This is a genomic window from Zavarzinella formosa DSM 19928 (genome assembly GCF_000255705.1).
Taxonomy (GTDB): Bacteria; Planctomycetota; Planctomycetia; order Gemmatales; family Gemmataceae; genus Zavarzinella; species Zavarzinella formosa.
Genome location: NZ_JH636441.1, coordinates 834,786 through 845,610, shown reverse-complemented (window position 1 = coordinate 845,610; position 10,825 = coordinate 834,786). Strand labels below are relative to the sequence as shown.

General features: G+C 56.3%; 21 protein-coding genes. 14 read left to right on the top strand and 7 right to left on the bottom strand.

The window, feature by feature from the left end:
* From BGIM_RS51430 to BGIM_RS0120015, 8 genes are all read left to right on the top strand, one after another.
* Positions 1 to 848, top strand: an 848-nt coding sequence (locus BGIM_RS51430) for a DUF6094 domain-containing protein (RefSeq protein ID WP_157369312.1), incomplete at its 5' end; no start/stop codon positions are given.
* A 214-nt stretch (positions 849 to 1,062) separates the two neighbouring features.
* The gene (gene dcm, locus BGIM_RS0120040; protein ID WP_020471517.1) at positions 1,063 to 2,424 is read left to right on the top strand and encodes a DNA (cytosine-5-)-methyltransferase; all 1,362 of its coding nucleotides are present in this window, start codon (positions 1,063 to 1,065) and stop codon (positions 2,422 to 2,424) included.
* Positions 2,425 to 2,458: 34 nt separating this feature from the next.
* Positions 2,459 to 2,938 (top strand): hypothetical protein, encoded by a 480-nt coding sequence (locus BGIM_RS0120035; protein WP_020471516.1) that lies wholly within the window; start codon positions 2,459 to 2,461, stop codon positions 2,936 to 2,938.
* A complete protein-coding gene (locus tag BGIM_RS0120030; protein WP_020471515.1) occupies positions 2,935 to 3,372 on the top strand; it encodes a hypothetical protein in 438 nt (145 codons plus the stop codon). The genes BGIM_RS0120035 and BGIM_RS0120030 overlap by 4 nt, the downstream gene beginning before the upstream one ends.
* Before the next feature lie 121 nt (positions 3,373 to 3,493).
* Positions 3,494 to 4,036, top strand: a complete 543-nt coding sequence (locus BGIM_RS51425) for a pyridoxamine 5'-phosphate oxidase family protein (RefSeq protein ID WP_020471514.1) — start codon at positions 3,494 to 3,496, stop codon at positions 4,034 to 4,036.
* A gap of 22 nt (positions 4,037 to 4,058) precedes the next feature.
* Positions 4,059 to 4,271, top strand: a complete 213-nt coding sequence (locus tag BGIM_RS63125; RefSeq protein ID WP_020471513.1) for a hypothetical protein — start codon at positions 4,059 to 4,061, stop codon at positions 4,269 to 4,271.
* 17 nt (positions 4,272 to 4,288) lie between these two features.
* A complete protein-coding gene (locus BGIM_RS0120020; RefSeq protein ID WP_020471512.1) occupies positions 4,289 to 5,038 on the top strand; it encodes an SRPBCC family protein in 750 nt (249 codons plus the stop codon).
* Positions 5,039 to 5,205: 167 nt separating this feature from the next.
* Positions 5,206 to 5,589: a DUF2171 domain-containing protein gene (locus BGIM_RS0120015; protein WP_020471511.1), complete on the top strand. Its 384-nt coding sequence runs from the start codon at positions 5,206 to 5,208 to the stop codon at positions 5,587 to 5,589.
* Positions 5,590 to 5,768: 179 nt separating this feature from the next.
* On the opposite strand, the gene BGIM_RS0120010 is transcribed toward BGIM_RS0120015, so the two are convergent.
* The 7 genes from BGIM_RS0120010 to BGIM_RS0119980 form a co-directional block, all read right to left on the bottom strand.
* The gene (locus BGIM_RS0120010; RefSeq protein WP_020471510.1) at positions 5,769 to 6,209 is read right to left on the bottom strand and encodes a hypothetical protein; all 441 of its coding nucleotides are present in this window, start codon (positions 6,207 to 6,209) and stop codon (positions 5,769 to 5,771) included.
* A gap of 145 nt (positions 6,210 to 6,354) precedes the next feature.
* Entirely contained in the window at positions 6,355 to 7,005 is a 651-nt protein-coding gene (locus BGIM_RS57885; protein ID WP_020471509.1) for an HNH endonuclease signature motif containing protein, read from the bottom strand.
* Between the two features lie 94 nt (positions 7,006 to 7,099).
* Positions 7,100 to 7,318, bottom strand: a complete 219-nt coding sequence (locus BGIM_RS0120000) for a hypothetical protein (protein WP_020471508.1) — start codon at positions 7,316 to 7,318, stop codon at positions 7,100 to 7,102.
* Positions 7,319 to 7,472: 154 nt separating this feature from the next.
* Entirely contained in the window at positions 7,473 to 7,820 is a 348-nt protein-coding gene (locus BGIM_RS0119995; RefSeq protein WP_020471507.1) for a hypothetical protein, read from the bottom strand.
* Entirely contained in the window at positions 7,817 to 8,113 is a 297-nt protein-coding gene (locus BGIM_RS0119990) for a hypothetical protein (protein ID WP_020471506.1), read from the bottom strand. The genes BGIM_RS0119995 and BGIM_RS0119990 overlap by 4 nt, the downstream gene beginning before the upstream one ends.
* Positions 8,110 to 8,454: a hypothetical protein gene (locus BGIM_RS0119985; protein ID WP_020471505.1), complete on the bottom strand. Its 345-nt coding sequence runs from the start codon at positions 8,452 to 8,454 to the stop codon at positions 8,110 to 8,112. Before BGIM_RS0119985 ends, BGIM_RS0119990 begins: the two co-directional genes overlap by 4 nt.
* Complete coding sequence (locus BGIM_RS0119980) at positions 8,451 to 8,933, bottom strand: hypothetical protein (RefSeq protein WP_238537681.1); 483 nt, start codon at positions 8,931 to 8,933, stop codon at positions 8,451 to 8,453. Before BGIM_RS0119980 ends, BGIM_RS0119985 begins: the two co-directional genes overlap by 4 nt.
* Here BGIM_RS0119980 and BGIM_RS68340 point away from each other — a divergent pair.
* The 6 genes from BGIM_RS68340 to BGIM_RS0119945 all read left to right on the top strand — a co-directional run bounded on the left by BGIM_RS68340 (position 8,927) and on the right by BGIM_RS0119945 (position 10,754).
* A complete protein-coding gene (locus tag BGIM_RS68340; protein ID WP_020471503.1) occupies positions 8,927 to 9,115 on the top strand; it encodes a helix-turn-helix transcriptional regulator in 189 nt (62 codons plus the stop codon). The genes BGIM_RS0119980 and BGIM_RS68340 overlap by 7 nt on opposite strands.
* 12 nt (positions 9,116 to 9,127) lie before the next feature.
* Complete coding sequence (locus tag BGIM_RS63120; RefSeq protein ID WP_020471502.1) at positions 9,128 to 9,289, top strand: hypothetical protein; 162 nt, start codon at positions 9,128 to 9,130, stop codon at positions 9,287 to 9,289.
* Positions 9,289 to 9,528 carry a hypothetical protein gene (locus BGIM_RS0119965; RefSeq protein WP_020471501.1) on the top strand — a complete coding sequence of 80 codons (240 nt, stop codon included), beginning with the start codon at positions 9,289 to 9,291 and terminating at the stop codon, positions 9,526 to 9,528. The genes BGIM_RS63120 and BGIM_RS0119965 overlap by 1 nt, the downstream gene beginning before the upstream one ends.
* Positions 9,525 to 10,004 carry a hypothetical protein gene (locus tag BGIM_RS0119960; protein WP_020471500.1) on the top strand — a complete coding sequence of 160 codons (480 nt, stop codon included), beginning with the start codon at positions 9,525 to 9,527 and terminating at the stop codon, positions 10,002 to 10,004. The genes BGIM_RS0119965 and BGIM_RS0119960 overlap by 4 nt, the downstream gene beginning before the upstream one ends.
* Positions 10,005 to 10,167: 163 nt before the next feature.
* Positions 10,168 to 10,548 (top strand): hypothetical protein, encoded by a 381-nt coding sequence (locus BGIM_RS0119950; RefSeq protein WP_020471498.1) that lies wholly within the window; start codon positions 10,168 to 10,170, stop codon positions 10,546 to 10,548.
* Positions 10,545 to 10,754: a hypothetical protein gene (locus tag BGIM_RS0119945; RefSeq protein ID WP_020471497.1), complete on the top strand. Its 210-nt coding sequence runs from the start codon at positions 10,545 to 10,547 to the stop codon at positions 10,752 to 10,754. Before BGIM_RS0119950 ends, BGIM_RS0119945 begins: the two co-directional genes overlap by 4 nt.
* Positions 10,755 to 10,825 lie beyond the last annotated feature (71 nt).

Here is a 10,825-nt window from a genome sequence, read left to right as displayed (position 1 = left end):
TGTCTAAAATCACCGATACTTTCGGGCAGGGCGGGACCTATTTAGCGGCCTACCAGCGAAAGCCCATGACGGAGCGCATGGAGATTTGGGCGCTATTCAACGATGAAAACGCTTTGCTTGAGGATAAGGAGATCGAAAGGAGCTATAGCAAATACAGCACGCCCGAAAAAGTAAATGTGCGAGCGAGAGGAGTTCGCCTTCGCCGGTTCGATAACGGCAACGGCCACTTGTTTTTTGAACCGGACGCACTCCGCGACATCAACCTCGCCCTTGCCGAGTTTTATGAGGATGTGCTGGCGGACTGCTCCGATGAAAAGCCCGATCAACAGCGGGCGAGCACGGCGGTTTCCAAAGACCTGCAGTATTACCCGACCCCGGCGGCGGTGGTCGAAAAGGTTCTGAGCGATCTTTACATCCGCGAAGGTGAACGGGTTCTGGAGCCGTCGTGCGGCTGCGGTCGGTTCATGGATGCCCTTCGCAAAACAAAAGCCGAGGTGATCGGCTTCGAGGTTGACCCCGGCCGCGCCGCACAGGCAAGAGCCAAAGGTCACCGCGTCATGCTTGCGAACTTCCTCGAAACCATTCCGACTGGCGATTTTTCAAGGGTGATTATGAACCCGCCGTTCTACGGCCGCCATTACGCGAAACACGTTGAGCACGCTTTCGAGTTCCTGAAACCCGGAGGCACGCTGACGGCGATCCTGCCAGCTACGGCGCGTTACGACCACGGGTTACTCAAGGGGCAATGGTCAGATTTACCCGTCGGTTCCTTTTCGGAGAGCGGTACGAACATCAACACCGTGGTGTTGACGATGCGGAAGCCTGAAGCGAAAGGGCTTGCAGCATGACGAGCAACTCAAAAAAATCTACTCCGCTTGACATACACGCAATCCTTGCGAAGCGAAAACAGATCGCCATTATTTGGAGTGTGGAAGACGTGCTCCAGGTACGCCCCGGCCTTGACGAGTCACAAGCATGGAAACTGCTCAAACGGGTTAAGCAGCAACATGACTGCAACGACGGGATCACATGGTCGACTTTGAGCGTGGAAGGGCTTGAGGCATGAGGTACGGCTCAGTCTGTTCCGGCATAGAAGCCGCAACAGTTGCTTGGCATCCCCTCGGGTGGAAACCGGCCTTCTTCTCGGAAATCGACAACTTCCCCCGTGCCGTTCTCCAGCACCATTATCCATCGGTGCCGTGTCACGGGGATTTCACCACCATTAGAAAGGACACCTATGACCCAATTGACCTTCTTGTCGGAGGAACCCCCTGCCAAGCCTTCTCAGTCGCCGGACTTCGCCAGGGCTTTGCTGACGAACGCGGCAACCTCACACTTGAATTTATTCGGCTGGCTCAGAGGCTTCAGCCCCGCTGGCTGGTTTGGGAAAATGTCCCCGGTGTCCTGTCACAGGACAAAGGACGGGCTTTTGCTGCCTTCCTCGGAGGGCTGGCGGAATGCGGGTATGGGTTCGCCTACCGGGTTCTTGACGCTCAACATTTCGGAGTGCCACAGCGCCGCCGCCGTGTGTTCGTTGTCGGATATCTTGGAGACTGGCGACCTCCCGCAGCAGTACTTTTTGAGCGTGAAAGCCTGCTTGGGGATATTACGCCGAGCCGACAAAAGGGGCAAATTGTTACCGGCTCCCTTGCAAGCCGCACTTCGGCGGGCGGCGGACTCGGAACCGATTTCGAGTGTGATGGCGGCCTGATTGCCAGCACCTTAACCGCACGCTGCGCGAAAGGAGTTGATAGCGATTGCACGGATACCTTGGTCACGCATTCTCTTCGGGGAGAAGGCTTCGATGCAAGCGAGGATGGAACTGGCCGGGGAACACCACTGGTTCCGGTTGCCTTTGCCCAGAACACCCGCGATGAGGTGCGGTTAATCGGCGGAGATGGCTACAGTGTTGGCGCTCTTGCCGCCCAGCCCGGAATGAAGCAGCAGTCATACCTTGCCATCCCCATCCAGGACAAGGCAACCAGACACCAAGGCGGGGGAGATGGACGGAAAGATGACGGCAGCGCCAATGGCTTCGGCGTTGGCGAGCCAGGCGATCCATACCCGACCATCGGCGCGCACGACATCCATGCTGTTGCGTGCTTCAAGGGAGGCCAGGGGGCGGCAGCCGGTGGGATTGGTTACGACCAGCACGTTTCACCTACGCTGGGTGCCGCAGACAGCGGGAGCAACAGGGCGCCTACCTTGTTGCGAAGAATGCAAGTTCGCCGAGTAACCCCACGGGAATGCGAAAGACTTCAAGGATTTTCCGATGACTACACGCTAATTCCGTTTCGAGGCAAACCAGCCGCTGACGGAAACCGTTACAAAGCCCTCGGAAACTCTATGGCAGTTCCCTGTATGCGATGGCTCGGCGAGAGGATCAAACTTGTGGATGAATTGCAACTCGCTCTGGGCGCATGACCACCATGAACAACCGGTTCCAAATGGATTGCCCATGAAAACGCACCAGAAGACTTTGCCCATCAATCCCGCCGCCAACGGATATCCCCGCACCGCCAAAGGTGAATACGGAGTATGGCAGGACGGCTCCCACTTTGCTCCCTGGCAAAGTGAATGGCACAAGCTGGACGGACGATACTGCAGCATCCACGCACAGTTCGGCATCGTGGAGCTGGAAGATGGCACATGGTTGTCCGGCCTGGCGGTATGGGATGAGCGCCATCAGTCTCGTGAAGAGGCTTTGCGGGCGGCGGGTGAAGAGGTCATCCAGTCCGCAACGCGTCTTGCGAAACCTTGGACGAATGGAGGGTTTACACATTCGGCGCGTATTTCCTTGGCCGAGGCTAACGCCATAATCACTTGGGCAAGTGGTGTGATCGGATGCGAACCGCATCTTGTTGCTCGAACCGACGAGCCTAAAAAACCACCTCACTGGGCTGATTTGCCACTCTTCATGACCGGCACGCTGGCATGACCGCCCACGACCTCATCGAGCAATCCGACAACATCCGCGAAAACCACCCGCACTACTGGCGGGACGAACAGGCACAAGCCGAACTAAAAGCCCTCTGGGGTGACGCGATCAACGCCCAGGGGGTTTTCACCGGACGCGAGGAAGAAATCCTTTACGACCGGGACGGGTACAAGGCGGTCGTCAGCATCGGGACGGCGAACGGGGTTTACGCTTTTGGCTCCAGCTTCGAGACACCCACCCAAGGTTTCAGCGACGCACCTTCGATATGGGATGAACTGTTCGAGACGCATGCCGAGGCCAGGACGGCGGCCATCGGCTTTCTGCTCAAGCGATTACCAGAAGCGAAATTCCCGCACGAGCACACCCAACGCGAACAACTCGACCGGATGCGGAAGGCCGTGGCGAACATCCTACGCCAGCCGACCCTGTTTTGAGGGGTAAGTCAGCCAACTGAACCATCAGCAGGTCAACACGAGGAATCTGGCGTGGCATTTGCAACATCATCTCTTTGGCCACCCTGACGATGACAAACCCGTAAGCATGCGAGAGCCGTTCATGTCGATCACACCAGAAGATAAACTCCGGGAACTGATTCAGGAGTTCAACACGGCCATGCTGGTCACCCGCGTTGGCGCCAACAAACTCCACGGCAGGCCGATGCAAGTGGCCGAAATCGAATCGGACGGAACGCTTTGGTTCATTTCAGGCCGTCATTCCGGAAAGATGCAGGAAATCTCCGAGGACAAACACGTTTCGGTGACCATGCAGTCAGCCACGAAGTTCGTTTCCCTTTCCGGCAAGGCTTCACCAGTCGAAGACCGGGAGCGGGTGGCCAGAATGTGGAAGCCGGAATGGGAAGTTTGGTTCCCCGCAGGAAAGGTCGACCCCGAAATCGTTTTGTTGCGGGTGGATGTCAAGTCCGGCGAATATTGGGACAACAGCGGCGCCAGCGGCCTCAAATACCTGATCGAGGCGGGCAAGGCGCTTTTGACCGACACGACGCCTGTCCTTGAGGATGATCCCAAAATCCATGGCTTGGTCAACACGAAATCCAAGACTGGCGCCAGTGAAGAAAAGAAGGCCGTCAAAATCGAGTAAACAGCTTGCGGAGTAGGGTCGGTTGGAACTTCTGCTGAAGGTGGTGGAGAACAAAATAAGGGAACCCGCCGGTTTTGGTGACCCCAGCCGCATCATTAGTCATTCAGCTGACTCCCAAGAAATTTTCCGGGCGCGCGCTGGAAGCCCGATTATCACTTTACCTGGACTCATTTTCGACGACGACGGGCTCCGGCATGCTGATTGCATCGTCCAACCCGGATATTCTGTCTTTTAACACAAAGTGCAATCTTCATGGCCTCCACCATACTCGCCGTCGCCGCCAAATCACTCGCCAGTCAACAATCAGCCGTCGGTTCAGCGGTGGAACGCCTTCCCGAACTGCGCACCAACGTGAGTAGCACTGAGCGATGGCTCTCCACCCTCGGAGGCGCCACGCTGGCCGCCTACGGGCTATCGAACGGGCGATTGCTCCCGACATTGCTCGGTGGGTTCCTCCTGTACCGGGGAACGACGGGGCATTGCCCGGTCTCGCAGGTTCTGGGCGTCAGCACCTCGGACGCCACGGCCAAGAACTCGGTGATCGCCGCCGGACATGGAAACCGTGCGGACGCGTCCATCGTCGTCAAGAAGCCCGCCATCGATGTGTACGATTTCTGGCGTGACTTCGAGAACCTGCCGAAGGTCATGACGCACCTCATCGACGTTGACACCACGAACAATGGCGAATCCCGGTGGACGGCCAAAGGGCCGCTTGGGCTTCAGGTGCGGTGGGAAGCCAAAATCACCGCCGACGAACCGGGTCGCCTGATCGCGTGGAAGTCGCTCAGCGGCTCTGATGTCGATACGGCCGGTTCAGTGCATTTCACCTCTTTGCCGGGGGAGCAGGGCACGGAAGTGCGGGTGGCGCTGAAGTACGACCCGCCGGCTGGCAAGTTGGGAACGGCCGTTGCATGGCTGTTTGGAGAAAATCCGCAGCGGCAACTGGAGGAGGACTTGGAGCGATTCCGCGAGGTGATGGAGCGAATTCCAATGGCGAGGTAAATTTTCCACTCAAAACAATGTGCTCGTTGAGGCCGCGAAGATGTTTCGCGGCTTCATTAGTTTCCAAGTGCGGACGTGATTCGACCGGGAACCACCATCCCGCATGAAGTCGGCATGTTGTTTGCTACCTTTACACATGCTTTCGCCCACCAAAATGGAGAATTACCATGTCGAACATTAAAGATACCGTCCTCAAAGCCGGACACACCGTCGCTGACAAGGCGGGGGACGCCGTCCAGGCGGTTGCCACGGGAGTCAACCACGCCGCCGAATTTGTGAAGGAGAAAGTCGGCCTGGCCACCCCGGACAAGGGCGTGGGGGCGATCCAGCCGAAGATGGACGTCATCGCGTCGTGCGGATCGAAGGTTGGGGTGGTGGACGACGTTGAAGGATCGGCGCTCAAGCTGACCCGAAAAGACAGCCCGGACGGTCAACACCACTTCGTTTCGCTGTCGAACGTGGCAAAAGTGGACGAGCACGTTCACTTGAAGATGAACTCAAAAGAGTTTCGCGAGCAAAGCAAGAATAGCGCGGCCGCTTGCGGCTGTTGAGCCGTTGAGCATCCGACTTCCCGATGAAGCCCGCCCGCTCATGCTGGGCGGGCTTTTTTCTTGATAGTTCTGTCGCCGCATGCAGAAGCATGATGACAGCCGATGCTGCTTTGACTTCAAGTCAGACAACTCACCCACCGCGCTGACGGGCGATTTCTTTCGCCAGCGCCCCCAGGAAGTCATCCAGTCCGGCCATGTCCCCCCCGGACAAGCCCCAGCTTCGTTACGTCACGGAATCGCAGTTCGTATCCCCGATTGGATGTCTTCAACATGGCGTCCATGATCGCATTCTCCAGCGACCCCATCAGTTGGGAGTGGAGTGGCAGGGCATCGACCAGTTCGCTGACCGGTTTCTCGTGAAACCTCCGGGTAAGCAACCCCCGCCACCGGAGCGTGTCGGCATCCAACTCGACCCACTGGACACTGGACGACATCGCGTAACCGATGAACCCGACGAACAAGACCGCGAGAGGGGCGACCCATACGGACACTTCTGCGGGAGCGAAGAGCAAGGCGGCCAATGCGACCACGAGGGGAACAACCAGAAAAAGCGTCATGCAGCCCATCGCCATGACGGCAAGGACGGGTCGGAGACGGACGCGGGCAACAGGGCTGTCCATGAAAACTCGGGTTTGGAAGAGGGAAATCCGAAGGTAAAGTACGGAGAGGGGAACGGGGGAGGAAGCGGAGATGGATCAGAATTAGGAGACACAGTCTATTGCCCGTGTCCTTGCCACGGGTTAGTTGCACCGTTCCAGAGGTTATTCATACCTCCAAATGCGTCCGTCCTCTGACGATATCCCGAGCAGTGTCTTGATCGATTCCATAAATCCAGGCAAGTTCTGAAATCGAATGATTTCCCTGGGCATACAGGACACGAAGCGAAGCAATCATTTGAGGCGTGAGATGCTTGCACTTGCTGGGAAGCCTTCCCTTCCTTGCTGCGTCCTGCCTGTTTTCCTTCGCGGTCCCGAGCGAGATATGGGCCGGGTTTGAGCAACGGCGATTGTCGCAAGCGTGCATGACTTGCATCTTCGGAGGAATTTCGCCGTAAAAAAGCTGGTAGGCAAACCGATGGACTTTCAATCCGCGTCCATTCCCGCCAATCCCCATGATCGCATAGCCAGAGGGATGAATGAACCCCTGCCATTCCCAGCAAAGAGAGACAGGATTGACCTCAATCTTGGAATAGTAACGGCGAAATGGATCGTTGTGGATTCTCTTGACCGGGAGCAATCCTTCGCGTCGCATTTTATGGTAATGAGATCCGCAAAAGCCTTGCGCCCATGCCCAGCCATTGCATTCTTCGTATTGGCAGGGCATGCTTGGCCGGTGGTTTCTGGAACGCTTGATGCCTTTAAGGCTGTTGCGTTCTTGAAGTATCTCGAAAAATGTGCTTTTGTCGTTTTTAGCCATTCGCACCTCCATGCGTTTGTGGTTAGCGGCTCAGGGTGTTGAAGCACCGATGAGCCGCGTCCAACTTAGCGCCGCTTGTGGAGGATGTCAAACCTCATGGTGCCACGTCCACCTTCGCCCTCGGATGAGGGATTGGCTGGCCGTTGGGTTCTGAAATCCCGAACCCCAATGCACGGATGTAATGAAGGTGATCCTCGGAAAGCGTGCTGCTCCCTGCAATCCCCGCGAGCTGTACGGCGATACGGTTTGCCGGACGATAGATTCTCCCGTAGACACTTTCCTCGGTGATGAAGACGGCGATTGGCTGGTTCATCGGCTTGCTCCGTAAAAGTGTTCAAGGACGTCTTGGTCTGGAGTTGACGAGTGCGGTGACGGGTGCCAAGTCGCCATTCTCTGGTCGTTCAGCAGCGCGTCGACGCAGATGCATGCAACGCTGAAAACGACGATGGAAACGATCTGCCAGCGGGTCATGGCTCAACCTCTGGCGAATGGAAAGCCATTCCGTTTCGTTGAATGACGATTGGCCGGACACGCACATCGCGATCAAGCCCTTCCTCCGTACAGGAATCAATTTCTTCCCACTCACGAACCGAAATGCTGTCATCGAGCCATTGCAATCGCACCAAATCGCTAACCTGCCGTTTCAGCAAGTGAAGGCTGTCGTCGCAGATATACCACCGCGTGTAATTCAATTGCCAATTGCACGACATGTCGTGGTTGAGGTCGGCAGAGTGGCCGTTCGGGTAAACAAACCGCATCCCAAAGTGCTTCGACATCCACGCGGCCGCGAGCGGATCGGTGTAAAAATACCTCATCTCCCCCTTCCAAAAATGTCCGATGGCTTGTCCAAATCTTCCGGTGTGATTCCCCATACATCAGCCAGCACGGCGGCTTTGTGAGTCTTCGACATGCGGATGGACCTTTCGGGCGCGGCTTTGGTTTTCGCGTCTTCGATCAATCGCTCCAAGCCCTCACGATCATGCTTCGAGTATCCGATGTTCTGATCGGGATGCTGTTCGACTTGATGGCGAAATTGGTAATCCACGATCATGTCAGTGATGGTGGGAGTTGCCGTCAGGATGGCGGCGAAGATGAGCCAGCGGGTCATGCTGCCACCGTGCCGGCGGCTTTCGCGATGGCAGCATCGAATTGCTCACCATATGAAGCCATTAAACCGTTGTAACCGCTGTCAACCAGTTCTTTCCATCCAGTAGTTTCGTGCAGTGATTGCCCGAGCTCCTCGTGAGCATGGTCGGCTTGCCTGCTGTGTTGCATAAACCATTCAACCAGCTCTTTGGCCGCCTTCAATGCTTCTAACATTTCGGGCGAGGCTTTCATTGCAGCCACATCCGCTGGTGTGGCACGCATCCATTTGCTACCGACCTTGATCGTTGGGCCGCCGCCGTTTGCGGCTATTCCCAACCATGGGCCAGGCGTGAGCCCGCTCACACGCCCTCTCCTCTGGCATTCAACGTGGCAGGATTTGTCGGAGCCGACCCACGCGAAGGTTGCGGCCGGAAAGCACTGGCAACAGTCGAGAAAACTTCCGCAAGCACGTCAGCCTCAGTCATGGGTGGCATTCCACCCCCAAGCCTGGCATACCACTCATTCATTGGCACAAATTCTTCGCCATTGTCGTGGATGACTTTTCCGCCGTCGATCCAAAGGCCGAACTCTTCGTTCATGTGATGGCCGTTCACATGGAAGTCTCGCTCGGTTTTTCCGTTCGCATACTTCACCATGTGTTCAAGAGCATCGCAGAGCGTCTTTGAGCGGCCTTCGTAAGTCGTGTGGTCAGTCTCAAGTTTCCAGTCGTACATATTGCCTCCATGCAAATTATTGATTGACTCAGTGTTGACATAATGCCAAGTTGAAACTGTTCGCGCAAGAGTTAATTGACACCGTGTAAAGACAAAATGATATGTCATTGAATAATAACGAAATGCTTTCCATCACCGAACTGGCCGCCCTTTTGGATGTGAGCCGCCAAGCCATTTACAACTGGCTAGAGTCGGGGACGGCGCCAAGGAATGAGCGATTCGGCGGACGAGTTCTGTTCCACAAAGCCGAAGCGGAACAATTCAAATCAAACAGAGATCAAACCAAGTAGGAAGGATTAGTCATGGAAATCAAAATCTACCAATACGGCAAGAAGTTCGGCTTTGAACTCGTGTCCGGCACGAACTCAATCATGCAGTCCACGTCGATGTATACCCGCAGGCGGGCGGCGATGGCCAGGGCGATGAAGATTGCCAAGGGCAAGCTGAAGGTCGTGGTTGAGTAATGGCACGGAAGCCGCGGAGTTACCTTTCCCACCTCTCCGCCGAATGGCAGCGCCAGCATCCGCTTCGCCCGGCCAAGTACGACTTCAATGATGAGTTACTCGTCGCGGTTGCTTTCATCATGCGGCAGATCGACCCGGACGGGACACGGCCGATTATCGAGCCGCCCATGCCGGCAGAGGGTTATGAAGTGCAACCCAGTGTGATACCGTCCAGCAAGCGTGGAAGGCCAAGGGAATGAAGGCATACGACATCAAAACACTCAAATGTGCGACGCTTCTGCGGGGATACTTCCTCGAACGCGAACTTCCGGATGAAATCCGCAAGGCCGTCGATCACCTGACGGGCGAACTGGAAAGCATCCTCGAAGACGTAAACCAAATCGTCGAAGCCGATTGTGCGAGGCAAGAACGCGAGCGTATTCAGAAACGTGAAATGCGCGAGGCGAAGCGTGAAACCATTCCTCCCGACATTCAAAGCCCGCTGCTGAAAAGAGACTATATCCTGATACCCAAGGAAAGCCCTGGGGATGCCGAAGTCCTTCCCGATGAGGAACCGGCGGCAGATGCGCGCCACCCAGAAAAGACCCGCAAGCCTTGGTCGCCGGAACGTAAAGCAGCACAAGCCGAGCGGATGCGCGCCACCCAGGACAGGTTAAGGAAAGCGAAGAATTCCCCATTGGGGGAAGCCCAAGCCCCGTCGCAGGGCGGGGCGTAGAGGAGGACAAGGTGGAAGCATTTATCAGGAAGCACGGCGTTACGGTCTTGCCAGGCATGGGAACCAAGGAACTGACGGCGGTTTGTATCGAACGGGAGCAGGCTTACGCCGCAGCAAAGGCTTACAGCTTCGGTGGGAAACGGCATAAGAAGCGAGCGACGCTATGACCGTCTACCACCCAGGCATCCACGACCCCATTTTGAAACGCCTGTTCCAGTGCGTCATGTCCGACGAGCAAATTGCAGAACGCATGGGGATGAGCTGGCAGACGATCCGAAGGAACCGCGAGCGCATTGGCCTGGGGCTGGCGAAGAAGCTCCATGTCTCTGGCAAGCCATCGGAACCCCTGCCCCCGCTCGGCCCGGAACCAACCAGCCCCGTGCAGATAGCCAAGAATGTCCTCGGCCATCGGGTTATGGAACGCAATGGCTGTTACCTCCTGGACGGAACCCCGATCAAGGCCCCGGACATGGTGAGGGAGGCCAACCGTGTGCGGATAAAGCGGGGACAATCCCCCTTCGGGCCAGAGGAGTGGAGGAAATGACCGCTCAAATTCTCGCAAATATCTTCACCCATGACCATAACGCCCTTGAGGTGGCAAGGCAGGAATATGAAGCGGCCAAGAAGCATTTCCGCGAGGTGATGGAGAACAAAGTATGTGGCATACCCGATCACGAAAGACGGTATCGTGACGCAATGGAAAGGCAAAACTCAGCGTGCGAGAAATTTGCGAAAACTTTGTCCGCTTAAAAAGGCGTTAAATTTCATTGATCTGAGAAATTCTCAAATGACCTTTCGCTGGCCGTTGCAAAATTAGAGCG

Coding starts and splice junctions, on each gene's coding strand:
- dcm (WP_020471517.1), top strand. CDS start 1,063: ATGAGGTACGGCTCAGTCTGTTCCGGCATAGAAGCCGCAACAGTTGCT.
- BGIM_RS0120035 (WP_020471516.1), top strand. CDS start 2,459: ATGAAAACGCACCAGAAGACTTTGCCCATCAATCCCGCCGCCAACGGA.
- BGIM_RS0120030 (WP_020471515.1), top strand. CDS start 2,935: ATGACCGCCCACGACCTCATCGAGCAATCCGACAACATCCGCGAAAAC.
- BGIM_RS51425 (WP_020471514.1), top strand. CDS start 3,494: ATGTCGATCACACCAGAAGATAAACTCCGGGAACTGATTCAGGAGTTC.
- BGIM_RS0120020 (WP_020471512.1), top strand. CDS start 4,289: ATGGCCTCCACCATACTCGCCGTCGCCGCCAAATCACTCGCCAGTCAA.
- BGIM_RS0120015 (WP_020471511.1), top strand. CDS start 5,206: ATGTCGAACATTAAAGATACCGTCCTCAAAGCCGGACACACCGTCGCT.
- BGIM_RS0120010 (WP_020471510.1), bottom strand. CDS start 6,209: ATGGACAGCCCTGTTGCCCGCGTCCGTCTCCGACCCGTCCTTGCCGTC.
- BGIM_RS57885 (WP_020471509.1), bottom strand. CDS start 7,005: ATGGCTAAAAACGACAAAAGCACATTTTTCGAGATACTTCAAGAACGC.
- BGIM_RS0120000 (WP_020471508.1), bottom strand. CDS start 7,318: ATGAACCAGCCAATCGCCGTCTTCATCACCGAGGAAAGTGTCTACGGG.
- BGIM_RS0119995 (WP_020471507.1), bottom strand. CDS start 7,820: ATGAGGTATTTTTACACCGATCCGCTCGCGGCCGCGTGGATGTCGAAG.
- BGIM_RS0119990 (WP_020471506.1), bottom strand. CDS start 8,113: ATGACCCGCTGGCTCATCTTCGCCGCCATCCTGACGGCAACTCCCACC.
- BGIM_RS68340 (WP_020471503.1), top strand. CDS start 8,927: ATGTCATTGAATAATAACGAAATGCTTTCCATCACCGAACTGGCCGCC.
- BGIM_RS0119980 (WP_238537681.1), bottom strand. CDS start 8,933: ATGACATATCATTTTGTCTTTACACGGTGTCAATTAACTCTTGCGCGA.
- BGIM_RS63120 (WP_020471502.1), top strand. CDS start 9,128: ATGGAAATCAAAATCTACCAATACGGCAAGAAGTTCGGCTTTGAACTC.
- BGIM_RS0119965 (WP_020471501.1), top strand. CDS start 9,289: ATGGCACGGAAGCCGCGGAGTTACCTTTCCCACCTCTCCGCCGAATGG.
- BGIM_RS0119960 (WP_020471500.1), top strand. CDS start 9,525: ATGAAGGCATACGACATCAAAACACTCAAATGTGCGACGCTTCTGCGG.
- BGIM_RS0119950 (WP_020471498.1), top strand. CDS start 10,168: ATGACCGTCTACCACCCAGGCATCCACGACCCCATTTTGAAACGCCTG.
- BGIM_RS0119945 (WP_020471497.1), top strand. CDS start 10,545: ATGACCGCTCAAATTCTCGCAAATATCTTCACCCATGACCATAACGCC.